Raw genomic sequence first — 24,815 nt, 5'->3', positions numbered from 1 at the left:
CCACTGCTGGGAAGACGCGACAATGAGCACGTCGGTGCTGGGAAAGGATCTGATACGACATGCCGGACAACGTGTACATCGATCCCGACTTGTTGCGTCAGCTGGCAGAAAAGCACGACGGCATCGCCGACGACACTCGGAAATGGGCGCAGCCGCCGTCGGATTGGCTCAACGCCTTCCCCGAGACGTACGGAAAAATCGCGCATCCGGTGCATCAGGCGCTGGTGCGGTATTACACCGCGCGCGAACGCGCAGGTAACGCGCTCGCCGACGAACACCAGTACACCGCGAATTCGCTGCGCGAGGCCGCGCTCGCCTACGAGCGCGCCGACCAGGACGGCAGCCGCGACATCAAGTTGGCGGGCGACAACGTCAACCCGCAGCCGATGCCCCAGGTGACGCCCGGTGGCCCGGGTACCACGCCGCCCTCCGGCCCGCCGGGAGGTGGGCCCGCGGGCACGCCGCCGGGTGGTCCGGCAGGCGGGCCGTCGACCGGCACCGGGCCGAACGGCGCCGGACCTTCCGGTCCGTCCGGACCGGAAGGCGGTCCGGCGGGGACCGACAACGGCCGCCCAGGGTCCGGCGTGACCGGAGCCGACACCGCCGGGCCGGGCAGCGTCCCGGCGGCGGCATCGTCCGGTGGTCCGGGTGCCACGAGTACCGCACCGGCGAGTTCGGTGGTGCCGCCGGTCGGTTCGATCCCGCCGGGTGGCCCCAGCGGCGGACCGGGTGGCGGGCCGGGCGGCGGATCGTTCGACGAGCGGTCCGGCGTGCAGTCCTCCGGGGCGCGGTCCGATGTCCCGCCGATGCCGGTGGTCACGCCGTTCGCGGCAGCGGTGGCGAAGGCCAAGGACGAGGCGGCCGAGCCGGCCTACGTGGTCGGTGACGCGGTCGACGAGGATCTGGTGCTCGCCAAGACACTGCTCGGTGGAGTGCTGGCCGCCGCCGACACCACCGCCGTGGGCCTGCACTGGGCCGTCGCGGTGCTGCGCGGACCGGCCGGTACGGGCGTGTTCATCACCTCCAACGAGGGTCGGGGGTGGTTGCCGCCCGGTGTGTTCCTGCCGCAGGAGGTGTCCACGCCCTGGTCGTGGGACGAGGTGCTGTCCGATGCCGAGGAGGACGGATCGCCCTGGGAGGGTGTGTCGGACCCGGCGCGCATCCTGGTCGAGTTCGGCCTGGCCTGGGGTCCGAAGGCCGGTGCCCGGCTGAGCGCGCTGGTGTCGTCCGGACCCTTGGACCCGAGCCTGCGCAGCCGGTTCGCCGACGTGCCGATGGAGGGCCTGGTCGGCCCGTCGGACGATCTCGATCTGCGGGCGTTCACCGTGGACACGGCCGACCGGCTCGGTCTCACCGGGTCGGCGGCGGCGCTGCAACACGTCGCCTCGGTCCCGGACAACCGGGTGCGCGCCACCTGTCTCGACCTGGCCACCGACGCGCACGCGCAGGTCGGCCGGGCGGGCACGACGCCCGCGGAGGCGGCGCTGTCGCGCGGGGTGCGCCAGCGCATCATCGGCCTGCTGCAGAACGGGCAGGAGGTCCCTGCGGCCTTGTGGCGGGAACTGCGCGACGCCGACGACCTGCTGGCCGCGGCGATGCTGTCGCGGCGGGTGGACGTGGGCCGCGTGGAGCCGGGTGCCCTGCGGGTGGACGACAATCCGGCCCTGCGGGCCATGGTCTTCGAGCGGCGATGCAACGAACTCGCGCTGCTGCTGGCCGACGAGCCGACCCGCCAGCAACTCCGCGACGCCGTCTACGCGCACGCCCAGATCGTCGAGCATCCGCAGTTCGTCGCGGCCCCCGCGGCGGTCGCCACCGCCGTGGACGAGCGCGTCGTCCGCCCGGCTGCCCCGCCGACCTCGGTCGTCGCGCCCGGGGGTCAGGTTTCGGCCCCGCCGCCGGTTTCCGCCCCGACGGTCGCCGTCACACCACCTGCCACGCCGCCCCCGGGTGGCCCGCAGAACCAGTCGTGACCAGCGCCCCGTCCTCGCTCTGAGGACGGGGTCTCGACCCGGCCTGCCTCTGGCTCCCACCTCGGCGCTGCACGAGATCTTGCCATCCCGGCGTGCACCAGGCCGGAACCCATGGTCCGCCTTGGTGTTCCGGCCGAAAGCACACCGTATCGGCCGAGACACCCGGTCGGGCCGGGCGAGATGGCGTACGGTCGATGGCCGGACTGCGGAGATGTGCTGCGGGGCAAGGATGCGGTGAAGTCGTTGCGGTGCAGCGCACTACGCAGACGTGGCGTAGGCAGGTGTGGGTGACGCGCCGGAAAGCCTTGGGATGCAGCGCTTTCGGTTGGTGATCAGGTGATGATCTGGGCACCGGCCACGGCGGTGCCGTCGTCGCCCGTGTCCGGGTGTTCCGGGTCCTCGGCGGGCTTGTCGGGGGCCGCGGGGTTGTTTCCGGCCGGGCGGTCGCGGCGGGCGCGCAGGGGGCCGGTGGTAGGCAGGACGGCGGCGCCGGTCGAGTTGTTCTCGGTGCCCGCCGGCGGGGCGGCGCCTGCCGGTGGCTGCGCGGTCGGGTCGCCGGGAGGCGCGGCCGCGAGGGCCGCGTCGGGGGCGCCGGGGGCCGCGTTCGGGTCGCCCGGGGGAGGTCCGCCGGCGGCCTGTTCCTGCTGCTTCTCGTTGAACTTCTGGGCCATGTCGATCGCCGCGGGCGCCATCGAGATCAGCCCCATCGGGATCATCGCCAGCATCGGGAGCAGGGAGGCCAGCGAACCGGCGTCCCCGCCTCCGGCGCCGCCACCGGCCTGGGAGGCGCCCTGCGCGGCGCCCTCGGAGCCGCCCGCGACCTCGTCGTTGACCTCCGCCGCCGCGTTGACCAGCTTGTAGACCGCCTCCACCGCGCGGGCGATCAACGTCATGAGCTGCTGCTCCTGGGCGGCCTTGAGCTTGCCGCCGCCCACCGCCTCGAGTTTCGCGTTGAGGGCCTTGACGATGTTCTTGATCGCGGCGAGGGTCTTGTCCTTGCCGTCGGCGACGACGATCGCCGCCTTCACCACCTCGTCGTCCAGGCCCACCAGAGCCTTCTGCCGCTTCTGGACCTTCTCGAAGGCCTCGGTGTACTCCTCGGATGCCTTGCCCTCGCCGAGGTCCTCGTACACCGCGGGCTTCAACAGGTCGTCCACCTTGGGCGGCAGCACCGGGGTGCCGCGGCCGAGGAGGTCGACCGCGGTCTGGATGGCGGTCTCGGCGAGCTGGATGACGGCCTTCAGCCCGGCCGAGGCACCGGCGGGCCGATGCAGCTTGACCGTCCAATAATGCTTGCCCACACCGTATTCGCTGTCGGTCACATCGGTCGCGGTGGTTTCGACGGACTTCAGCATGGGCGGGGTGCCGCCGAGCAGGGAGGCGAACTGCGCCGAACCGGCGGGGCCGGTGCCGGATACGGTGTTCGACGCGCCCGTGAGAAACGACAACGGGTTGCCGAGACCGGAGTCCGCAGTACTCGCCGTCATACCTTCGCCTCCTCGAATTCCCTACCCATTGTTACTTCTTCCCGCGACTGGGAAGGAGAGGCGTTTCGATCGGGAGATGCTATAGCGCATAGTCGTTGACAACTTCTGCGTGCGCATTCCGCGTGATTCGCGCCGGTGCAGTGTGCTGGCCCGAAACATTGAAAGGCAGTCGGTGATGAACGATGGCGAGGTCGTATGGCGCCGGCACTGACAGACGATGTGGACTCGGTCCTGCGCAACCTGCTGGGTCTCTACGGCACGGGGCAGCCCAACCCGGCCACGCAGGCCGCCGCGCTGCGCGATCTCGCGGAGAACATGGCCAACGGCCATCGCGGCGCGGGCACCAACGGCTACGCCGACTCGCGAGCCATGCAGGCCTCGGTGGTGGCCACGCACGCGGACAAGGACGGCGTCGTCCATCAGGCCGTCGGGACGGCGGGCAACGATACGGTCAACGGCCGCAACCACATCAGTAACCAGATCTCCGACCTGCAGGCCCGGTTGCGGGCGATCGCCTCGATCGGCGACTCGCGCTTCAGCGGCCCCGCGATGCTCGACGTGGCGCACCAGACGATCACCGGCGCTACCCGGCAGGTCGATGCCGATGTCGCCGCGGCACAGCGGCAGGCCGCGCAGATCTCGCCGCCACCGATGCCCAAACAGCGCCAGCGCCATGCGGCTACGCCGACGCGGCGGCGGCGCCGGCGGCGGTCGCGGGCGACGCCGTCCGCGGCGCACGGCCCCACCCGGCTGCCACGCATGGGCAAGCCGATCCCCTCCGACGGCACGGCCGGCGGCAATGCCGTGCAGGCCGCGAGCGCGTGGCTGGGCACGCCCTACATCTGGGGCGGCGGCGGTGTCGGCGGTCCCACCGGCGGCGGGTTCGACTGCTCGGGTCTCACGCAGTACGCCGTCGCGGAGGCCACCGACGGCCGCGTGCACCTGCCGCGCACGACCTACGAGCAGATCTACAGCGGCGTCCGGATTCCCCCGCAGGACGTGCGGCCCGGCGATCTGGTGTTCCCGGCCAGTTCGTTCAGCGTGCGGGGGCCGGAGCATGTGCAACTGGCGGCCGGCGGCGGCATGGTCATCGAGGCGCCGCACTCGGGATCGACGGTGCGTTGGTCGCGGATGCCCAGCGACGCGGTCGTCGTGCGGGTGATGTGAGCTGTGCGGGTGATGTGAGCTGTGCGGGTGATGTGAGCCGTGCGGGTGATGTGAGCCGGAGAATCGAGCGCGAACCCGCGCTCGGAGCGGCAGATTGCCGCACTGTGGCCGGCGGTTACCGGCCCTCCGGCCACAGTGCGGCGAAGCTGTCGGGATGAGGGGGTCCGACAGCAACATAGAGGGAACTACCATCCTTCGCGGCGGCTGGCGGCCGGATCGCGGCCACCGGGCCGCCGGCCCGGAGAGGGTCACCAGGATGAGGAACTGTTGACCCTGAGATCAATGTACCGCTAAATAACGGCTCATTCAATAGTGGAACGTGGAAATCTTCTGACAATCCGTTTGCGCAGGTGGGGCGGTATCGCTGACGGATCATCGAATGATTGCCGGGCGTGTCGAGCGGGTCCATGAAACTTGCTGACAACCGGGCGGGACGCTGACAGCGGCCGGGAGGGGATTGCTCACCGGCCGCTGTCGTGGGGTCGCACCGTGAGGATTGGTGGGAAGGCGCGACCCGGTCGGATACTATCGTTATATAATGGGCCGTTCAATAACGTTATAATTTTCTGTCCACCGGCAGTTAACTTGGTGGCCGCGGGTCGTCCCTTCTCAAATCTGGGAAGGTTTATTCGTGGTCGCCGAGTGCGGTGTGTCTATCGTTCGGTCAGGCGACATGGCGAAAGGGAAGTCCAGGTGTCAGCGGCCGAGGACGCGTTCTACACAGGTGTTCAATCTTTGGGGTTGGTCGCCGGGGGCGTGCGCAATGAAGCACAGGCAACAGCGGCCTTCCGGGCGGCAACCGATCTAGATCCGGATATGTGCGATGCCTGGCTGGGTCGCGCGATGGCGGGTGAGGTCACCTCCGAGGTGATCTACGGCGCCTATCGCTCCGTGCACAACCTGTATCGCGATCAGCAGCGGGCGGGTCTGGTCGACCGTTCGCTGTGGTGCCAGGTCGAGATCGGGATGTACGGGCTACGCGTGGCGATGGCCGACCGCGATCAGATAGCGATCGCCCAGGCATGCTCCTACGCCGAGGCCGGCGAATGGCAGGAGGCCGAGTCGATCCTCGACGAGGTGCCCCGCGACGACGTGTCCGCGTTCGTGCGGATGTCGCTGTACTTCCGCACCGCCCGGTGGACCGACGTGCTCAGTGCCCGGTCGGAGCGGCCGATGCTGGACGACGGGCTGCTCGACATCGCCGCCGAGCTGATGGCCGCCCAAGCGCTGACCCACCTCGGCCGGTTCGGCGAGGCGATGCCGCGGGCGCAGCGGATCGTCGAGGACAGCTCCTCGGGAAACCTGTCCTACATCTGGGCCGACGCGCACTTCCTGCTCGGAATGCTGTTGCGGCACACCGGCGATCACGAGGCGTCCGAACGGGTCCTCAAGGGCCTGCAGGGGTCCTCGCTGTGGCCCGAGCGCGAGGAGTGGCAGCGCGCGGTGCGCGACAAGGCGTACCGGCTCGAGGTCACCACACCGGCGCTGCTCGCGTCCCGCCGCGACAAGTGGGACCCCAAGTCCGGCGACGACCCGACCGAGGCCGCCGCCAGCGAGGCCCGCAAGGAACGCGAGGCGCTGCTGGCCGAGGCGTCGGAGATACTCCAGTCCCAGATCGGTATGGACTCGGTCAAGGAGCAGGTCGACCGGCTGAAGTCCGGCGTGCTGATGGATCAGGTCCGCGCCCGGCGCGGCCTCGCCGTCGAAGGGCGTTCGCAGCACCTGATCTTCTCCGGCCCGCCGGGCACCGGCAAGACCACCATCGCCCGGGTCATCGCCAAGATCCTCGCCGGGCTCGGCGTCGTCGAGAACGCGGAGGTCGTGGAGGTCTCGCGCAACGACATGGTCGGCACCCACCTCGGGCACACGGCACCGAAGACCAACGCGCTCATCGACTCCGCGCTCGGCGGCGTGCTGTTCATCGACGAGGCCTACACCCTGATCCAGGAGGGCCTGTCCGGCGGTGACGCGTTCGGTAAGGAAGCCGTCGACACGCTGCTGGCGCGGATGGAGAACGACCGCGACAAACTGGTCGTGATCATCGCCGGATACGAGGACGAGATCGACCGCTTCCTGTCCTCCAACGACGGTCTGGCGTCCCGGTTCACCAAGCGGATCCGGTTCTCCAGCTACAGCGCGGACGAACTGGTTCAGATCGCCGATCACATTGCCCGCAAGAAGGATTCGCTGTTGTCCGAGCAGGCGCGGGGTGTGCTGCGGGATCGCTGCGAGCAGTTGTCCGAGCAGACCCGCAAGGGCCGGCGGCTCATCGACCTCGCCGGCAACGGGCGCTTCGTGCGCAATGTGGTCGAGTCGGCAGAGGCGGAGCGCGACTACCGGTTCACCCGCGACAACGTCGATGTCGCTTCGATGACCAACGAAGAGTTGATGACGATCGACGCCTTCGACATCAGCGCCGCGCTGGCCGGTTTGGCACCGACGACGACGAGCTGACGCCGTGGCGCGTTTCCGGGTGGTGACCAAGCACCAGATCTCGGGCTGGCGGTTCCTGCTGCGCCGGATCGAGCACGCTCTGGTGCGGCGCGACGCCTCGATGATCGACGACCCGCAACGCGGCCGGTCCACGGCCCTGGCGGTCGGCGTCGCGCTGGCCTGCGTAGCCGTGGCCGGTGCGGCGGTGATGGCGTTCTTCAAACCCGCGAAACACGTCGATGAGGCGAAGATCGTGTCGGACAAGGATTCCGGCGCGCTGTTCGTCCACCTGGGCGACCGGTTGTTCCCGGCGTTGAACCTCTCCTCCGCCCGGCTGATCGTCGGTTCGCCCGACAATCCGGTCCCGGTCTCGCGCGACGAACTGGAGAAGTACGCGAAGGGTCCGACGGTGGGCATCCCCGGCGCGCCCGGCAACATGGTGGACAGCGGCGGCAGCACCTCGTCCTGGGCGGTGTGCGACGCCGTGCAGATCGGTGCGTCCGCGCCCATCAACCAGCAGACCGGTCTGCCGACGCGGGCCAAATCGCCGGTGCGCACCACGGCCATCGGCACCACCCTGACCATCGACGGCGACAGCACCCGGCTGCTGGGCGAGGGCGAGGCCCGGCTGCTGCGCGACGGCAACACCACCTGGCTGGTCTACCGCAAGGGTTCCGGCGTGGTGCGGGCCGCGATCGATCCGGGTGATTCCGCGGTGGCCCTGGCGCTGGGCATCGATGCCACGGCACCGGTGATGCCCGCGTCCCCCGGCCTGGTCAAGAGCGTTCCCGAGACCGCGCCGCTGCGGGTACCGCAGATTCCCGAGGCGGGCTCGACCGTCACGCTGGTCACCGGGCTGACCGTGCCGATCGGTGCGGTGCTGACGGTGTCGCTGCCCGATCGCGGCGCGGCGTACTACGTCGTCTCGCGATCGGGAGTGGTCCAGATCAGCTCGGTGGTGGCGGCGATGATCCGCAACGCCGACTCGCAGGGCATCGCCGGCAGCCGGACGGTCGGGCCGGACGTGATCGCCGCGAATCTGCGGCCGGGCATCTGGCCGGGCACCCAGAACTTCCCGGATCGCCCCGTGCGCCTGGTCGATCCCGAGAAATCCGCGGTCACCTGCTACCACTGGTCCAAGACCGGCAACGACGCGAACGCGCTGACCGAACTCGTGGTCGGACGGCGGTTGCCGCTGAGCGCCGACGAACAGAACCGGCCCGCCCCGCTGGTGACCGCGCCGTTCTCCGGCGGCGCCACCGCCGACGCGGCGTACCTGCCCCGCGGCAGCGGTCGCTTCGTCCAGGTGACGGGCGCGGATCCGGTGTCGCCGCGCCGCGAATCGCTGTTCTGGATCTCCGACAGCGGCGTTCGCTACGGGATCAACGTGAAGCTCGAATCGCCCGGCGGCGGGGACCAGACGCTGCGCTCGCTCGCGTTGCAGAACCCGGTGCTGGCACCGTGGAGCATCGTGTCGCTGTTCGCTCCCGGCCCCGCGCTGTCGCAGGAGGAGGCGAAGATCGCGCACGACGCCATCGCACCCGATGTCGCCGCGGTCGGGCTCGGAGGTGGAGGGTAATGAGCAGCACCCGTCGCTTCGTGCGACCGGCCCGCATGGTGCGGGGTCCGAAGGCGCCGGCGGTTACGGAGTTGCGTTTGCAGCCGCCGACGGAGTTGCCGAAGCCGGTGCCCGCGTCGCGGCTGCGGATGATCATGCCGGTGGTCATGGTGGCGGCCATGGTCGGGATGATGGTGATGATGTTCCGCAACGGCGGGCAGTTGTCACCGATGATGTTGTTCTTCCCGATGATGATGCTGGGGTCGATGTTCGGCATGCTGGGCGGGGCGGCCGGGGGTGGCTCGAATTCGGCGAGTCTGAACGAGGAGCGTAAGGACTATCTGCGCAGCTTGGCCGACAACCGGAAGTCGGTGCATACGGCCGAGACCGAGTTGTATACCTATCTGCGCCATACTCATCCGGGCCCGGACGGGTTGTCGCGGCTGGTCGGCACGACTCGGATGTGGGAGGTTCAGGTCGCCAGTCCGCAGTTCTTGCGCGCGCGGGTGGGGCGGGGCCGGATCGCCAATCAGGTGCGGGTGATCGTGCCCGAGGCGGCGCCGACCTCGGATCTGGATCCGGTCGGTGTGGTCGAGTTGACGCGGTTCGCGAAGGCGTATTCGACCGTCGGCGGGATGCCGGTGGCGATCAATCTGCTGTCCGCGCCGCTGGTGGCGTTCGACGGGGCGGAGGAGGTGTACGGGCTGGTTCGCGCGATGCTCGCGGAGATCGTGGTGACGCACGGACCGGACCAGGTCGCGGTGGCCGCGGTGTTGTCGGATCCGGATGCGCCGCAGTGGTCGTGGCTGAAGTGGTTGCCGCATACCCAGCATCCCAGTGATACCGACGCGATCGGGTCGAGCCGGATGATCTATCGCAATGTGGCGGAGTTGCGGGCGAAGGTTCTCGTGGGTCTGAACCGGGGGCCGTTCTCGGCCAACAGTGAACCCAGCGCGGACCGTAAGCACTTCCTGCTGGTCGTCGATATGGGCGCGGGGGTGAGCGACCGCGATATTTCGGGTATCGACGGTTGTACCTGGTTGCGGCTGGGTCCGGTGGAGCAGGTGCTGCCGCGGTCGCTGCGGTTCACCGTCGATGCCGATCGGACGCTGTTCGAGGTGAACAGCCGGGGCACCCGCAAGGTCGGGACGGCCGATGTCATGTCGGTGCCCGCGATGACGGCGCTGGCTCGCAGTGTGTCGCCGTATCGGCTCTCGACCGTGGTGGAGGCGGTGGTCGCCGAGCAGTCCAGCGGTGGGACGTCGTGGGAGGAGATGGTCGGTATCCCGGACCCGGGCGCGATCCGGGTGGAGCGGCATTGGGTGCAGCGCAGCGACTCCGACCGCGCGCGGCTGAACATCCCGTTCGGGCATGATCCGGCGGGCGGGGTGGTGTATCTCGATATCAAGGAATCCGCCGAGGAGGGCATGGGCCCGCACGGCATGTGCATCGGCGCGACCGGTTCGGGTAAGTCGGAATTCCTTCGGACGCTGGTGCTTTCGGCGATCGCGACGCATTCGCCGGATGTGCTCAATCTGCTGCTGGTGGACTTCAAGGGTGGCGCTACCTTCCTCGGGTTCGATCGGTTGCACCACGTCACGGCGGTGGTCACCAACATGGAGGAGGAAGCCGACCTCGTCACTCGTATGGAGGACGTGCTCAACGGCGAGATGGCCCGGCGCCAGCGGATTCTGCGCGACGCGGGGAACTTCGCCAGCGTGGCCGATTACGAGCGGGCCCGCGAGCAGGGTGCCCGGCTGCCACCGTTGCCGACGCTGCTGGTGATTCTCGACGAGTTCGCCGAGCTGCTCGAGCAGTACCCGAGTTTCTCGAAGCTGTTCGTCGCGATCGGCCGGTTGGGCCGCTCGCTGCGGATCCACCTGTTGCTGGCCTCGCAGAAGGTTCCGGCCAACCGGATGGGTGAGCTGGAGGCGCACCTGTCCTACCGGGTCGCGTTGCGTACCAACCAGACCAGCGACTCGCGCGACGCGATCGGCACCGCCGACGCCTACCATCTGCCCAAGAAGCCCGGCGCCGGGTATCTGCGGGTGGGTGCGGGTGAGTTGCAGCGGTTCCAGGCCGCGTACGTGGGCTCGCCGTACGTGGCGCCCGCACAGACCTCGGCGGCCTCGGTCCGGCGGGCCCGCCGCGCCGGCGGTGGTTATCGCCCGCCGCAGCAGTTCACCGCCGCGCACATCATCGACGTCCAGCCGCAGCCGATCATCGAGCAGGAGGCGGTGGCGCCGGATCCGGAGACGCACGACGCCGAGCCGGTGACATTGATGGAGACGGCGCTGCAGCAGTTCGCGGGCATCGGCCGGCCCGCGCACAAGATGTGGCTGCCGCCGCTGAACGTCCCGCCCACGCTGGACAAGCTGGTGCCCTCGGTACAGGCGGGCACGCTGCAGGTTCCGATGGCGATCGTGGACAAGCCGCGCCAGCAGCGGCAGGACGTCTGGTCGGTGGATCTGTCGGGGGCCGGTGGGCACATGGCCGTCGTCGGCGGCCCGCAGTCGGGCAAGTCGACCGCGTTGCAGACGATGATCATGTCGACCGCGCTGACGCACACGCCCGAACAGGTGCAGTTCTACTGCCTGGATTTCTCCGGCGGCCTCACCGCGATGCGCAACCTGCCGCATGTCGGCTCGGTCGCGCAGGGCCGCGACATCGACCGCATCCGGCGTACCTTCGCGCTGATCACGAACCTGCTCGCCAGCCGGCAGGCGTTGTTCAGCGAACTGGATATCGATTCCATGCGCGAGTTCCGCCGCCGCCGCAGCTCGCCGGGCGAATCGGCGGAACTGACCGCGCGGGGCGACCTGCACGGCGACGTGTTCGTCGTGATCGACGGCTGGGATATCGGCTTCTCGGTCAACGGGCCGTTCTACGACGAATACATGCCGATCATGGAATCGATCGCGGTCCAGGGCCTGAACTACGGCATCCACCTGGTCGCCAGCAGCTCCCGCTGGGCCGCCATCCGGCCGAACATCAAGGACATGCTGCAGACCCGGCTGGAGTTGCGGCTCGGCGACCTCACCGACACCGTCTTCACCTCCCACCGCGCCATCGTCACCGCGATCCCGCCGGACCGGCCCGGCCGCTGCATCTCGAGCGAGGGCCTGCACATGCTCACCGCGCTGCCGCGCATCGACGGAGACGGGAACGCCGACACGGCCGCGGCCGGGGTGGCGGGCGCGATCACCGAGCTGAACACCAGGTACGCCGGACGCGAAGCACCGCCGGTGAAACTGCTGCCGGACCGGATCGCCCTGACCGAGATCCTCGCGAACATTCCGCAGCCGACCACCCTGGCACAGCGTCTCGTCGTGCCGTTCGGTGTCCGGGAATCCGATCTCGGGCCCGCCACGATCGATTTCGGCAACTCGCCGCACCTGGCGATTCTGGGCTCGTCCGGTTGCGGTAAATCGACGGTCCTGGCGTCGCTGCTGGAATCGATTCGGACGCGTTTCACGGTCGATCAGGCACGCGTATTGCTGGTCGACTACCGCCGCCAGCACATGGAGGCCGTTCCGCAGGAACAATTGGTCGGATATCTGACCAGCGAACGCGATCTGATCGAGGCCCTGCCGGTATTCGCCCGCAAGATGCGCGAACGCCGCCCGCCCGATAATGTCACGCCCCAGCAATTGCGGGATCGTTCGTGGTGGAGCGGTCCGGAAATCTTCGTCGTGGTGGACGACTATCACATGGTGGTGCAGCGCGGCGCGATGAATCCGCTGGACTCGTTGAAGGATCTGATCGTCGACGGCCGCGATACCGGATTCCACTTCATCGCGGCGCGGAATATCGCGCAGGCCGACATGGCGCTGTACGACAGCGTGCTGGGCCAGGTCAAGAACCTCAACTGCTCCGGGCTCATCATGGACGGCACCAAGATGGACGGCATGCTGATCGGCGACGTGCGGCCGTCGAAGCAACCGGTGGGCCGCGGCATCTTCGTCGAGCCGCTGCTGTCCCGCCGCGACCTGGTGCAGGGCGCCGTGCCCACGCACGCGGAATGAGTAGCGGACCGGCCGGTCGGGGCCGTGTTCCCAAGATTGGGGATGCCTTAGCGTTCTTTCTGTACCGCTCGACAAGAGTCGGCGTCAGTTGTTAGGAGACTTCCATGTATCTCCAGGTAGATAGCGACCATCTCAGCAGCATCGGTACTCGGTTGGGTGTCAACGCCACCGCGATGATGGAGTCGATGCTGGCGGCGGCGCCATCGGCCGTGCCGTTCCCACCGGGTTTGGACGATGTCAGCCTGCTTATCACCCAGGTCCTGGCGCCCTATGCGGAATCCGTCTTCGGCGTGACCGCGCAGGGCATCGAGCTGGGCGCCACCGGCGCGGTGACCTTGCCCGTGGTCGGGCAGTCCTACTCCGGCAGCGACATCCTGAGTGGTGAGGCCGTACAGGCCAAGGGCGCGGCCATCGGACCGTAGGTTTCAATCCCTTCCACGCGGAAGTCTCTGCCATGGCGATGCCACTTGCTTTCGGTGCTATGCCACCGGAAATCAATATTCTGCGTCTGCTCGGCGGCCCGGGCGTATTCACGACACTGATCAGTTCGGCCACGTTCTCCTTGGCGGCGGCTCAGCTGAATGCCACCGCCGCTACTTTCGACGGCTCGACATCGGAAATGGCGACGACGTGGCAGGGGCTCTCCTCGAGTAATGCACAGGGTGCATTCCGCAATTACGCGGCGTGGCTGCGCGAACAAGCCGCCGTGGCCGCGGAGGCGGGGACACTCGTGGACACCATGGCCGGTGCGTTCTCCGCGGCACAGAGCGAGATGTCGGCGGTAGCCGCCTGGCTCAGCTCGTTCCGCGCTCGCGAAACGGTCATGCTCGCCGCCGCGGCGACGATGCCCGGCGCCGCGGCCGGCCTGGTGGCCATGGAGGCGGAGTACATGGCCATCTGGGCCGCGGCCGCCGGAGTGATGGGTGGTTATGCGGGCGAGGTGGTTCCGGCGCTGGCGGCGCTGCCGCCGCCGCTGACCGCGCCGCCCATCGTGACCGGCGGCGGTTCGGACCCGACGCAATACCTGAACATCGGCGACCCGCCCGGTCCGCCCGGCCCGCCCAGCACCCCGCCGCCCGGACCGACCGACCCGGGCGGTCCGCCCAACGGGCCGACCGGGACCGATGGGCCGACCGGGACGAACGATCCCACGCCCAACGGCGATGATCTCGGCTCGCTCGGCGACAAGGATCCGACCGATCTGCGGCCCACCGATCCGGCGGGGGATTCCACCACGCCGACCGATGCCGAGCGGCTGGCACCCGATATGAGTTCCGGTGGCACGGGCGGGGATTCGGGGGTCAACGGGATCGACGGCATCTCGGCGGATCAGCAGGGGTTCTACGGAACCTCGCCCTATTCGACCACGCTGGCCGGATTGAACGGCGGCATGGGCAGTCTCGTCGGGCTCGGCATGCTGAGCGGCGGCGTCGGCCAGATGTCGGGCGCATCGACCGGATTCCGGATGCCCTCCAACTGGAATCCCGGCGCGGGCCGCGCATTCGGCGCCGTGGCGAGCGAGCCGTCGGTCGGACCGGCGGCGAACCGGGCACCGCGCCGCGGTGTGTCGGCCCCCGAGGCGCGGATGCGCCGCCGTCGGCGGGACAAGGAGGAGAACAAGAAGTCGAAGGTGTTCGTACCCGGCGAATTCGAGGAGGTGCCGGTGCTCGAGAAGCCTCCGATCGTCGGCGTCATCGAATATGCCGACAGCGATCGCCGCGACGACTTGGCCGAACAAGCAGTGGCCGTGGGCGTGATCGAACGCGAAGAGGACGACACCCCCGTAGCCCTGTCAGAACGTCCCCGGTAACGCACCGAGGTCGAGTATCCAGGTTCATGGAGAGGAACAGTAATGGCCATTACGGACGTAGATCCCGATCTGGTCCGGGAGACCGCGAACAACACATTCGTCGGTATGGGTGAACTCGAAACCCACCTCCGCACGATGTCGAGCGCCCAGGACGAGCTGTACGTGGCCGTCAAGGGCCAGACGGGTGACGCAATCTACAAGGCCCTGGCCGACGCGTACGAAAAGGGTACGAAGCTGGCCAAGGATCTGCAGGGCATCGTCGACGTGATGCAGAAGAACCACGTCTCCTTCAACGAGGGTGACATGGACGCCGCGGCAAAGGTCTACGCCCAGATGGGTGGAGACGGCAGTATCGGGGCGAACGACGGTTTCGTCAGCGACAGCGCCGCCCGCAGCGCTGCCGACCGGCTCAACCTCAACATCTGACTCGAACGATCCCGAAGGTATCTAGGAAGGAAATTCTCATGACGAAGCCTATTCACGTCGATTACGGTGCCGCGGAAATCGCCACCGGCACGATCGGCCAGCTGGTCGCCGCGATGATGGAGAACACCGAGCGCCTGCGCGGCCTGCAGAAGGGCCTGGAGGCCGTTCTCAAGGGCGCCATGGGTGACGGTTACTCGACCACCATGACCAGCTTCAACACCGATCTGGCCAACTACGACGGTGCCGTCAAGCAGCTGAACTCGACCGTTTCCGCCAACGTCAACTCCGGCGGGCACATCAACCAGGTCGACATTCAGGAAGGCAACCGGTTCGCGGCTCTCGGCAGGTCGTAATCACCGTGTCGTCGACTGTTCACCCGGCATTCCTGTCGGCAGACGAGGGGCTGGAACCGGAGGGCGACACGGCCGGTCCGGGAGCAGAAGGCGAACCGGTCGCGATCGACCTGAACGTCGATGCCGCCCTGCTCCTGCAGGGGATGGTAGGCATCGACTCCTATCCGCTGGTGCTGGCCCTGGTGTCGAACGTGTACCGCATCGAGGACCAGGATCGGGTGAACGCTGTCGTCGCCGGGCAGCTCGCTGAGGCGGGCATTCTCGTCGGCGGCGGTGTTCACCCTACGGTGGAGCATTGGCTGCAGTGCCTGTACCGGCCGGATACGGAATTGGCCGTACGGGTGCTCGACACCGGCCTGGACGGTCAACCGGCCGGCATGCTGCGGATGTCGCTGGTGCGTTCCGGCGAGACCCACGTGCTGGCGGTGCGTAACGACGACCACGTCGTGATCCAGGAGGTCTTCCAGGAAGGAGAGCAGCTCGATACCCTGACCGCGGCTCTGACCGCCGCGCTGGGCCCCTGCCCGCCGGTGCGATTCGAGCCGATGCGCGCGAATTCGGAGCAGATCGCCGAGGTGCAGGCCGAACCAGTGGAGCAGCGTCGCCAGGCGCTGCTGGAGTTGGGCGCACAACCGCACACCGCCGGCGTGCTCGACCGGGTCTTCGACGAGGTGGCGCGGCGCGCCGAAGTCGTGATGATCGAGCACCACGACGGCAGGACGGCCGACCCGGCCAATGCCTTGACCGTGCTGGATACTTTGTCCGGTCGGGTGGTGGTGACCCCCAGCGTCGCCGTCGACGGGACGGTCTGGGCGACGTACTCTCCGGGCGACGACGCGGCGCTGCAGGCCGGGATCGCCGCCCTGGTGGAACTACTGCCGAACCGCAGCTGGTTCGCTACCAGCCGGACCGGGTGACATCCGGCTGATCGAGAGGGACGAGGGAACATGAACCGAGCACCGAATACGAACGGACATCCGGCCGAGTCCGTGCGGGCTCGGGGTGGCTACGACGCGTACTTTTCCCCGCAGCAGAGCGCCGTCGAGGCGCCGGTGGAACAGCCCGCACCCGCGGAGGACCGGTCGGATGCCTTCCGCTACACCTCCGGACTGCCCACCCAGGCCGCGTCGGCGCCGACGGTCGGTGCCCCGGGCCAGTCACAGCCCGATCGGACGCCGTCCGCGCCGCCACCCCCCGCCGCGCCGCCCGGGGCCACTCAGTCGGCGTCCGCGCCATCCGGGCCCGCCCAGTCGGCGTCCGCGCCGCCCCCGACCGCGCAGCCCGCGGCGGACCGGCCCGCTCGGTCGCCGCAACAGCCTGCGGCACAACACTATTCGGCGCAGCAGCACACCATGCAGCAGTCGGAGACGACGGCCGCGCAGGTCCGGCCCCAGCAGCCGCTCCGCGCCGCCGAGCCGACGCCGCCGAGCCGCTCGGTCACCGACGAAGGCCGCGGACTGGAGCGCATCGACCGCCCGCATACCGACGTGGCGTACCCCGAGGTGCTGCCCGCCTCCCTGACGTCGATGGACCTGCTGGCCGAGATCTCCGCCACCAGGCGCGCCCAGTTGCGCTCGACCCAGGGCATGCGCGGTGCGCTGAACAAGGTCGGCTTCAATCTGGGACTGTCCCCGGCGGAGCAGCGCACCGAGGAGCGCCGCGCGCGCATCCGGCGGCAGCTCACCTCGACCTATCAGATCGCGGTGGTGAGTGTGAAGGGCGGCGTCGGCCGCACCACCGTCACCGCGGCCCTCGGCTCGACGTTCGCGAGCCTGCGGCCCGACCGCGTGGTGGCGGTGGACGCCAATCCCGACTTCGGTGACCTGCCCACGCGCACCAGGCCACATCCCTACGGCCTGACGCTGCGGGATCTGGTCCGTGCGCAGAACCTCGAGGCGTTCTCCGCGGTGCACTCGTTCACCTCCATCAACGAGGCCGACCTGTCCGTGCTCGCCTCGCCGTGGTCCACCGAGGCCGTCGAGGCGCTGTCCGGGCCGGAGTACGGCAACGCGGTCGCGGTACTGCGCCGGCACTACAACCTGGTGATGGTCGACTGCGGCACCGGCGTGCTGGATTCGGTCACCGGCGCGGTACTGCAGACCAGCGACGCCGTCGTGGTCGTGACACCCCCGACGGTGGGCGGTGTGAAGGGCGCGGTCGCCACGCTGAACTGGTTCGCGGCGCACGGCCTGCAGCACCTGATCGCCAATTCGGTGGTGGCCATCGTGCACCCGCAGGCGGCGAAGCCGATGGTGGAGGTCGCGCAGATCGAGAAGCTCTTCGCGACCGCGCAGCGCCCGACGTTCCAGTTGCCCTACGACGAACACCTGGCCGAGGGCGGCGAGGTGGATCTGCGGTTGCTCGAGAAGGAGACGGCGCTGGCGTTCGAAGAGTTGGCGGCAGCGCTCGGTGACGGGTTCCCGGGGCAGGTCGCCACGGGTCGTGGAGGACGGTTGTGAGTACAGCGGTGGCCGGGCCGGCGGCGGCGTCGCCGACCCAGGCATCGGCGGAAGTGGCGCGAGCACGCATCGCGGTGATGGTGTCCTCGTACCAGGTCGACGTGGTGGTGCCGACCAAGTTCACGATCGAAACGTTCATGGACGACCTGCTCGCGGTCCTGTCGCGGGCGATCGATGACGAGAACGTCGACTTCGCTCCGCCCAGCGGGCAGTGGAGTCTCGCCCGTCCCGGCGAACTGCCGATGCCGCGCTGGCGCAGCCTCGCCGACCACGACGTCATCGACGGCACGGTGCTGATGTTGTCGGCCGTGGAGTCCTCCGAGGTGTTCACTCCGGTCGTCGAGGACATCACCGACGCGCTGGCATTGATCAACGAGCGCGAGTTCTCCGAATTCGACCCGCGCACGGTGGCCGTCACCGGTGTGTCCGCGCTGGGGGTCGGCGCCGTCGCCGCGGCCGCGCTGCTCTCGTGGTCGTGGATGCGGTCGGGTTCGGTCCTGTGGTGCGGGCTGCCGGCGTTGCTGCTCGGCCTGATCTGCTGGGGTGCGGGGTTCGCGCTGCGCCGCCGGGCCGACGGGGACATGCTGTGCCTCGGGCTGGTGCTGTCCGCGCTGCCGCTGCTGTTCGCCGGCGGCGCGATGCTGGTGCCGGCCGCCTACAGCGAACCCGGTCCGTTCGCCGCGGCCAATATCGCCGCGGGCGCCGTGATGGCAGCCACGGCGGCGGTGACGACGCTGCGCCTGACCAAGGTGAGTACGACGGTCCTGACGGCGGTGCTGGTGATCGCCATCGCCGTCGCTATCGCCGCGCTGCCGATGGCCTACCTCGAGGTGTCCGAGCAGCACATGACGGGCGGCGCGGTGTTCATCGGGCTGATCCTGCTGACCGCCGCACCGCGACTTGCCGTGGTGGCGGCCCGGATTCGGCCCCCCGACCTGCCCGACCCGGGCACCGAGGTGGCCCCGGCCACCCTGACCGACATCTTCGACGCCGAGACCGCCACGGCCGACGATCCGGGTCCCGACCGCACCGAGGACGATCGCCGCCGCTCGCTGCGCATCGAGGACCGCGCCCGGCTGGCGGTGACCAGCCTGCGCGGCCTGATCATCGGGTCGGCCACGGTGCTGTCGGTGGCGACCGTGCTCTCGGCCGCCGCGAGCCCCGGCGGCATCCGCGAGATCGTGCTGGCCGCGGCGGTCGCGGGCATCGTCGCGCTGCGCACGCGCTGGTACCCGGATCGCATTCAGGCCGTGGCCCTCGTCATCGCATCGGCGGTCACCGTGGTCGGGGTGGGCGCCGTGCTGGTCGGCGCCTACGAGACGCCGATCGCTCGCATGGTCGTGGTCGCAGTGATGGCGGTGGCCGCCGCCGCGGCCTGCGTGGCCGCGCTGCGGTTGCCGGGTGTGCGCCTGTCGCCGGTGACCCGCCGCGTCATCGATCTCATCGAGTACGCGCTGATCCTGGTCGTCCCGGTGCTCGCGTTCTGGATCATGGGGATCTACACCGCCATGCGAGGAATCTGATGAACCCTGCCGGAATCGGCATCCGGATCTGCGCGGCGGTGGTCGTCGGCGTGATCCTCGGCGTAGCGGCCGGTCCGGCGGGTGCGCTGGCGCCGCCGGAGGTGATCGTCGGGGCGGCGCCGCCGGACGGACCGCCGGGACCCGAGGTCCCGATGAAGCAGGAGGACGGCTGCCTGGCGACCGGTCTGCTGCCCAACAGCGACACCACACAGGCTCCGCCGCCGGAGACCTCGCTGGAGCTGTCGCGGGCGCGGGCGCTGAGCCGCGGCGCCGGGGTCACCGTGGCCGTGGTGGACACGGGAGTGACGCCGAACCCGCGGCTGCCCAACCTCGTCGGCGGCGGCGATTACGTCGCCGCGGGCGGCGACGGCCTGTCCGACTGCGACGCGCACGGCACCCTGGTCGCGGGGATCATCGGCGCGGCCTCCGATCCGGCCGACAAGTTCGTGGGCGTCGCGCCGGAGGCCCAGATCATCTCGATTCGCTACCGCTCCAACGCTTTTCGCCCGGAGAAGCCCGACTCGTCCCGAGAGAACCAGTCCGTGATCGACATCCGGACGCTGGCGCGGGCGATCACCCACGCCGCGAATCTCGGCGCGGGCGTGATCACCGTCGGCCTGCCGGTCTGTGTCACCGCCGACGCTCAGGTCGATCAGTCGATGCTGGCGGCCGCCATCGGCTACGCGGTGCACGTGCGCGGCGCGCTCATCGTGGCCGGCGCGGGCAATACCAGTGGCACGGGCTGCGCGCAGAACCCCGACGTCGACCCGGGACGGCCGAGCGACCCGCGCAACTGGCGGGACGTGAAGACGATCTCCGCGCCCGGCTGGTTCGCCCCCGATGTGCTGACCGTCGGGTTCACCACCGCGTCGGGAACGCCGATGTCGGGCTCGCTGATGGGACCGTGGGTCGGTATCGCCGCCCCGGGCGCCGGCATCGAGTCGCTCGGGCCCGGCGGCACCCAGCTCATCAACGGCGTCGGATCGGCGGGCAAGCTGGTGCCGGTGGGCGGAGCGTCGTTCGCGGCGGCGTACGTCAGCGGCGTGGCCGCCCTGCTGCGCTCGCGGTTCCCGTCCGAGACCCCGTCCGAGATCATGGCGCGGTTGCAGGTCAGCGCGCACGGCACGCCGCGTGGGCTGGACAACCTGGCCGGCGCCGGAATGATCGATCCGCTGGCCGCACTGAGCTACCGGACCCCACCCAAACCACCCGAGGACCTGTACAAGCGCGCCACGCTGGTGATCCCCGATCCACCGCGGCCGCGCGACTTGAAGCCGCTCGTGGTCTCGGCGGCGATCGTCGTGGGAACGGTGTTGCTGGGTGTGGGTGCGGACGGTGTACTGCGGAGGCGTAGGTGAGTTTTCCGAGTGTTCGGGTCGGGGGAGTCGAACGCGGCCCGTTCGCCGTACTGACGGTCGGTGGGGGTCCGGTGCTGGCCGGGATGTCCGCACACACCCCGTGGTGGGTGCTCGGGGTGGTGGTCTGCGTGCTGGTGGCGGCGGTGACCGTGCGCTTCGGCCATCGCACCGCGGTGCGATGGCTGCTGGATTGGATGGCGTTCCGCGTCGGCCGGGAGTCCCGCGCCCGCGAGCGGTCCCGGCCGTGGGAGGTGACCGATGTCCAGGTCGCGGCCGGGGTGTGCGGCGTGCACGAGGACGGCACGACGCTGGTCGCGATGATCCAGCTGGCGCCGGATCTGGACCTGCCGACGGTCATCGCCGAACAGACCATCTACACCGAGGACACCATCAGCGCCGAGGCCCTGATGCCGCTGCTGGACCAGTACGGCATCGCCGTGGACATCGACATCGTGACCACCGGTCAGCGAGTCCGGCCGGGCGGCAGCTACAGCATGCTCTACGACCAGTTGCTCGGCTCGCACCCGGTGGTCGGCAATCGGATGTCGTGGCTGGTGGTCCGCCTGGATCAGGAGCGCAACCTCGAGGCGCTGACCCGCCGCGGGCCGTGCGCGGAGGTCGCGCCGAAGGCACTGGCCAGCGCGGCGCATCGGATCGCGGGGCGGCTGCGGGAGCGGGGCGTCAACGCACAGCCGCTGCCCGCCGACGCGCTCTGGCGCGCGGCCCGGCTGCTGCACGCGGGCGTGGAACTGTCGGATCTGCGGGAGAAGTGGGGCCACCTGGAGTCCTCGGTGGCGAGCCGCAGCATCAGCAGCTTCCTGATCGACTGGACGCGGCTCGGCGACACCGGCCTGGACGACTGCTGGTCGTGGAACCGCGGCCGCACCACCGTGGTGGTGAGCCTGGCCGGTGGCGCGGTGGGCGCTCGCGGCCTGGTGCGCTACGTCGGCCCGGCGGTCACCAGCGCGCCGGTCGACTACCTGCTGCCGCTGGGCGGGCGGCAGTCCGCCGCGCTGCTGGCCTCGCTGCCGACCGGTACGTCGGTGCGTGCCGTGCCGAGCGACGAGCAGGGCCGCGACATCGCCTCCCAGGAGGTCGTCGACGGGCTCACCATGGCCATCGGTCCGAACGGTCAGATCCTGGGCTCGATCAGCGGGCAGCCGCGGCACACGCTGGCCATGCCGCTGTTCGATCCGTCGCTGTACAACCCGCAGCGTCGCACCATCGACGTGCGCGCCGAATTGCCTGTGGCACAACAGATCGTGCTGCGCGCGATGGTGGTCGGCGCCGACGTCGAGGTGTACTCGGCGCGACCGCAGCGGTGGGAGCAGCTGGTGGCGGCGGTCGGGGATCCGGCGTCGCTGCGGCTGGTACCCGAGGGGCAGTCGGGCACCCCCGGCGCCGAACCGGAGTCGCAGGCGATGGTGACGGTCTTCGACCAGGTGCCGCCGCGCGCCTCGGCCGCGCCGACCACCGTCACGATCAGCGATCCGGGCCAGCCGCGCCGCCGCACCGCGGATCTGGCCATCGATCAGGTCAGCCCGTCGGCCGTCGATGTCGGTATCCCGATGCGCACCGTGCGGGTGGATCTGATCGAGCCGCGCGGCGAGACCCGGTATCTGGACTATCTGGATCCCGGCGACAATCCGATGGCGGGCGGCCCCGGGGTGGTCCCGCCCGAGAACGGGCACGGCCCCGTGCCGCCGGTGCCGCCCCTAGGTGACCGGTCGGTAGGGCGTGGCGAAGTAGGTCGGGAAGAAATGGGTCGGTAATGTTTATCGGCGTGGTAGCGGACTCCCAGTCGGAAGGCGATGCACGGCACGAACCGGACGGGGAGGGCGCGCTCACGCCGCGGCAGGCGGCGGCCGCGATCTTTTCCCGGCGATTGTCGGAACTGATCTCGGAATCGGTGGTGTCGACCGAGGACGGTTCGACGCGGTCGTTGACGCTGTACTCGCTGGCGCAGCACTTGGAGCTGGCTTATCCGGATGTACCGGTGTCGCAGTCGGGCCTGTATCGGTTGATCCACGGCGAGGCCATTCCGCGGCTGGATCTGATTATCGCGCTGGCCCGGGTTTTCGACGTGCCGCCCGAATATTTCATCACCGCGGAAAGCAATTCCTGACCGGCGTCTGCTGTTCTCAGCAACGGGAAGCTCGGCCCGCCCGCGCCCGTAGCGGGTATGGATACCATCCTGACCATGCCCGCCGAGGATCCGGGAGACGTATTTCTTCGCCACCGTAGCGCGGTCCTGGACGCGCTGCTCGCCGATCCCGGGCTGGAACCGACCGGGGCGGCAGCGGTCGGCGAGCCGTCGGCATCCGTGACCGGCACCGCGGTTCTGGGCGACGAGCTTGCCACCGACGACACCGACTCGGCCGAGGCGTCGTCCGCGTCCCTCGCCGGTCCGGAGATCTCCGGGGCGCCCGAGTCCGCTCGGCGGCGTCCCAGTTCCGGGCCGAAGGCCAGTGACCGGATTCTCGCGCTGCTGAACGGACAGCCGCCGGACTCCTCGGCCGGTCTGGAGTTCACCGCCGACCACTCCGAGGCGGCCGCGTCCCGCTTGCGTGCCTCGGGCGAACCCGCCGAGACCCGGTCGGAGCCGAAACCGCCCGCGCCGGAGCAGAAGTCGGCCGCCTCGCAACCGACCAGCGTCGGCGAGCTGGGCAAGACCGCGGTGGTGCATCTGCGCAAACCGAAGGTGGCGCTGGCCGTCGCCGGAGCGCTGGTGCTGGTGCTGATCCTGGTCCTGGTGACCACCGGCGGCGAGGACAATTCCAGCCAGAACGTGGTGGTCACGCAGGCCTCCGGCGGCACCCCGCTGCAGACCTCCGCGCCCCCGGCCACCCCGGCCGCCGCGGCGATCCAGGTGCAGTCCGCGAAGGCGCACTGCCCGCAGGGCGGCACCGACGCGATGGAGGCATTTTCCGGTGAGTCGGGCAAGGCGTGGCGGTGCCCGCGGGCCTACCGGGTCGACGGCCAGGTGCTGACGATCGATCTCGGCAAGACCTATCAGGTCGATTCGATCGGGATCGTGCCCGGGTTCGACGCCGTCGGCTCGGACGGCACCGACCAGTGGAACAAGTATCGCACCGTGAGCCGGGTGTCCTATCGGTTCGACGACGCCAACGCCACCACCTACACCCAGCAGACGCTGGACCAGCGCAACGTGGTCACCACAGAGATCAAACCGGCGGTGAGCGCATCGAAGATCACGCTGACGGTCCTGGAGTCCAAGGGTGAGCCGTCGGTCAACACCACCGCCATCTCCTCGATTGTGATCACCGGACATTGACTCTGTCGCATCTGATCTGCCAGTACTGCTCGCACCGCAACAGCGGGGCGGACTCCCGGTGCGCCCACTGCGGTGCGCCGCTCTCGGCGGCGGCGCACCCGGGCCATGCGGGGCATCCCGGGGCTCCGGAGCACGCGGAACATCCTGCGGGACAGCAGTTCTCGACCATGACGGGCCGGCTGCTGAACGGCGCCGAGCACGCTGCCGCGGACGTGGCGAAGACCGCCGAGGGCGCCGGCAAGGAGGTGGCGTCGGACGCGGCGAAGATCATCACCGAGCGGCTGGCGTCGATGTCGTGGCGGACGGCGGTCGCGATTCTGGTGGCGATGGTCATTCTCGCCATCGTGGTGATGCGGTCGTGTAGCGGCAGCGCGCCGGACCTGTCGTCGGTCGGCGGGCTCGGCGGGGCCGACGGCGTCCTCGGGGGCGGGTCCTCCTCGGCCGAGGCGCTGCCGGAACCGTTGCGCGGGGCGGCGAAGTGCCGCTCCGCCGATCCTTCTGGCGCCTCGGAATCCTGTGTCGTCGAGGCGAATTCCGCATTGCTCTCCGGCGGCATCACCGGCGGCCGGGCGCTGACCGTGTCGGTGCAGCGGGAGCAGCCGAATCGGGTGGCGGACACCATCGCGCGCTGGCGCGCCGCCGGGGCGACGACCGTGGCCGACGGCACCGTGTTCGCGGCGGTGGGCCCGTCGTCCACGGTGATGTACGCCGACAGCCGCAGCGGGCTGCGGCTCGAGACGGGCGCGTTCACCGACCGGTCGGGTGCGCGCACCTTCCTGCAGCGGTCCGGTCTGCTCCGCTGATCGCCCGCGCCGTGTCCGGCGCGCTGTTCCTGCTGGTGGGGACAACCTTCCCACAAAATAATGTTACAATTTATAACGTACCGCTAAGTAATGTACCAATCTTTGGTAGACAGATCGGGTCGGCGGGAATTCGCAGTCAGGGAAG

The 24,815-nt window shown here is 69.6% G+C and carries 18 protein-coding genes; 17 read left to right on the top strand and 1 reads right to left on the bottom strand.

Annotated features, from left to right (window positions below):
- Positions 1-59: 59 nt before the first annotated feature.
- Positions 60-1,973, top strand: a complete 1,914-nt coding sequence (locus NWFMUON74_RS24865) for a type VII secretion target (RefSeq protein ID WP_187684199.1) — start codon at positions 60-62, stop codon at positions 1,971-1,973.
- Positions 1,974-2,305: 332 nt separating this feature from the next.
- Here NWFMUON74_RS24865 and NWFMUON74_RS24860 read toward each other — a convergent pair whose 3' ends face one another.
- A complete protein-coding gene (locus NWFMUON74_RS24860) occupies positions 2,306-3,460 on the bottom strand; it encodes a hypothetical protein (RefSeq protein ID WP_187684198.1) in 1,155 nt (384 codons plus the stop codon).
- 195 nt (positions 3,461-3,655) lie between these two features.
- Between NWFMUON74_RS24860 and NWFMUON74_RS24855 the strand changes: the two genes are divergently transcribed.
- The 16 genes from NWFMUON74_RS24855 to NWFMUON74_RS24780 all read left to right on the top strand — a co-directional run bounded on the left by NWFMUON74_RS24855 (position 3,656) and on the right by NWFMUON74_RS24780 (position 24,670).
- Positions 3,656-4,627 carry a C40 family peptidase gene (locus tag NWFMUON74_RS24855; RefSeq protein WP_187684197.1) on the top strand — a complete coding sequence of 324 codons (972 nt, stop codon included), beginning with the start codon at positions 3,656-3,658 and terminating at the stop codon, positions 4,625-4,627.
- Between the two features lie 642 nt (positions 4,628-5,269).
- Positions 5,270-7,081, top strand: a complete 1,812-nt coding sequence (gene eccA / locus NWFMUON74_RS24850) for a type VII secretion AAA-ATPase EccA (RefSeq protein WP_342212906.1) — start codon at positions 5,270-5,272, stop codon at positions 7,079-7,081.
- Between the two features lie 4 nt (positions 7,082-7,085).
- Positions 7,086-8,639: a type VII secretion protein EccB gene (gene eccB, locus NWFMUON74_RS24845; protein WP_187684195.1), complete on the top strand. Its 1,554-nt coding sequence runs from the start codon at positions 7,086-7,088 to the stop codon at positions 8,637-8,639.
- On the top strand, positions 8,639-12,643 hold the full coding sequence (gene eccCa / locus NWFMUON74_RS24840; protein ID WP_187684194.1) for a type VII secretion protein EccCa: 4,005 nt from the start codon (positions 8,639-8,641) through the stop codon (positions 12,641-12,643). The genes eccB and eccCa overlap by 1 nt, the downstream gene beginning before the upstream one ends.
- A gap of 104 nt (positions 12,644-12,747) precedes the next feature.
- Complete coding sequence (locus NWFMUON74_RS24835; RefSeq protein WP_187684193.1) at positions 12,748-13,065, top strand: PE domain-containing protein; 318 nt, start codon at positions 12,748-12,750, stop codon at positions 13,063-13,065.
- A gap of 59 nt (positions 13,066-13,124) precedes the next feature.
- Positions 13,125-14,453 (top strand): PPE domain-containing protein, encoded by a 1,329-nt coding sequence (locus tag NWFMUON74_RS24830; RefSeq protein ID WP_187684192.1) that lies wholly within the window; start codon positions 13,125-13,127, stop codon positions 14,451-14,453.
- 42 nt (positions 14,454-14,495) lie between these two features.
- A complete protein-coding gene (locus NWFMUON74_RS24825; RefSeq protein ID WP_187684191.1) occupies positions 14,496-14,879 on the top strand; it encodes a hypothetical protein in 384 nt (127 codons plus the stop codon).
- 38 nt (positions 14,880-14,917) lie between these two features.
- Positions 14,918-15,232 (top strand): hypothetical protein, encoded by a 315-nt coding sequence (locus NWFMUON74_RS24820; RefSeq protein ID WP_187684190.1) that lies wholly within the window; start codon positions 14,918-14,920, stop codon positions 15,230-15,232.
- A 5-nt stretch (positions 15,233-15,237) separates the two neighbouring features.
- Positions 15,238-16,149 carry an ESX secretion-associated protein EspG gene (locus tag NWFMUON74_RS24815; protein ID WP_232110583.1) on the top strand — a complete coding sequence of 304 codons (912 nt, stop codon included), beginning with the start codon at positions 15,238-15,240 and terminating at the stop codon, positions 16,147-16,149.
- Positions 16,150-16,179: 30 nt separating this feature from the next.
- The gene (locus tag NWFMUON74_RS24810; RefSeq protein ID WP_232110582.1) at positions 16,180-17,691 is read left to right on the top strand and encodes a MinD/ParA family ATP-binding protein; all 1,512 of its coding nucleotides are present in this window, start codon (positions 16,180-16,182) and stop codon (positions 17,689-17,691) included.
- The gene (gene eccD, locus NWFMUON74_RS24805; protein ID WP_232110581.1) at positions 17,688-19,214 is read left to right on the top strand and encodes a type VII secretion integral membrane protein EccD; all 1,527 of its coding nucleotides are present in this window, start codon (positions 17,688-17,690) and stop codon (positions 19,212-19,214) included. The genes NWFMUON74_RS24810 and eccD overlap by 4 nt, the downstream gene beginning before the upstream one ends.
- The gene (gene mycP / locus NWFMUON74_RS24800) at positions 19,214-20,572 is read left to right on the top strand and encodes a type VII secretion-associated serine protease mycosin (RefSeq protein ID WP_187684189.1); all 1,359 of its coding nucleotides are present in this window, start codon (positions 19,214-19,216) and stop codon (positions 20,570-20,572) included. Before eccD ends, mycP begins: the two co-directional genes overlap by 1 nt.
- Positions 20,569-22,344, top strand: coding sequence for a type VII secretion protein EccE (gene eccE, locus NWFMUON74_RS24795; protein ID WP_232110580.1), 1,776 nt, complete (start codon positions 20,569-20,571; stop codon positions 22,342-22,344). The genes mycP and eccE overlap by 4 nt, the downstream gene beginning before the upstream one ends.
- Positions 22,345-22,355: 11 nt before the next feature.
- The gene (locus NWFMUON74_RS24790; protein ID WP_232110579.1) at positions 22,356-22,697 is read left to right on the top strand and encodes a helix-turn-helix domain-containing protein; all 342 of its coding nucleotides are present in this window, start codon (positions 22,356-22,358) and stop codon (positions 22,695-22,697) included.
- Between the two features lie 57 nt (positions 22,698-22,754).
- On the top strand, positions 22,755-23,867 hold the full coding sequence (locus tag NWFMUON74_RS24785; protein WP_187684187.1) for a discoidin domain-containing protein: 1,113 nt from the start codon (positions 22,755-22,757) through the stop codon (positions 23,865-23,867).
- Positions 23,868-24,034: 167 nt separating this feature from the next.
- On the top strand, positions 24,035-24,670 hold the full coding sequence (locus NWFMUON74_RS24780; RefSeq protein WP_187684186.1) for a hypothetical protein: 636 nt from the start codon (positions 24,035-24,037) through the stop codon (positions 24,668-24,670).
- Positions 24,671-24,815: the final 145 nt, after the last annotated feature.

It is taken from the genome of Nocardia wallacei (genome assembly GCF_014466955.1).
Classification (GTDB): domain Bacteria; phylum Actinomycetota; class Actinomycetes; order Mycobacteriales; family Mycobacteriaceae; genus Nocardia; species Nocardia wallacei.
Note: the sequence above shows the minus strand (reverse complement) of the source record. Positions and strands in the feature narration are given on the sequence as shown.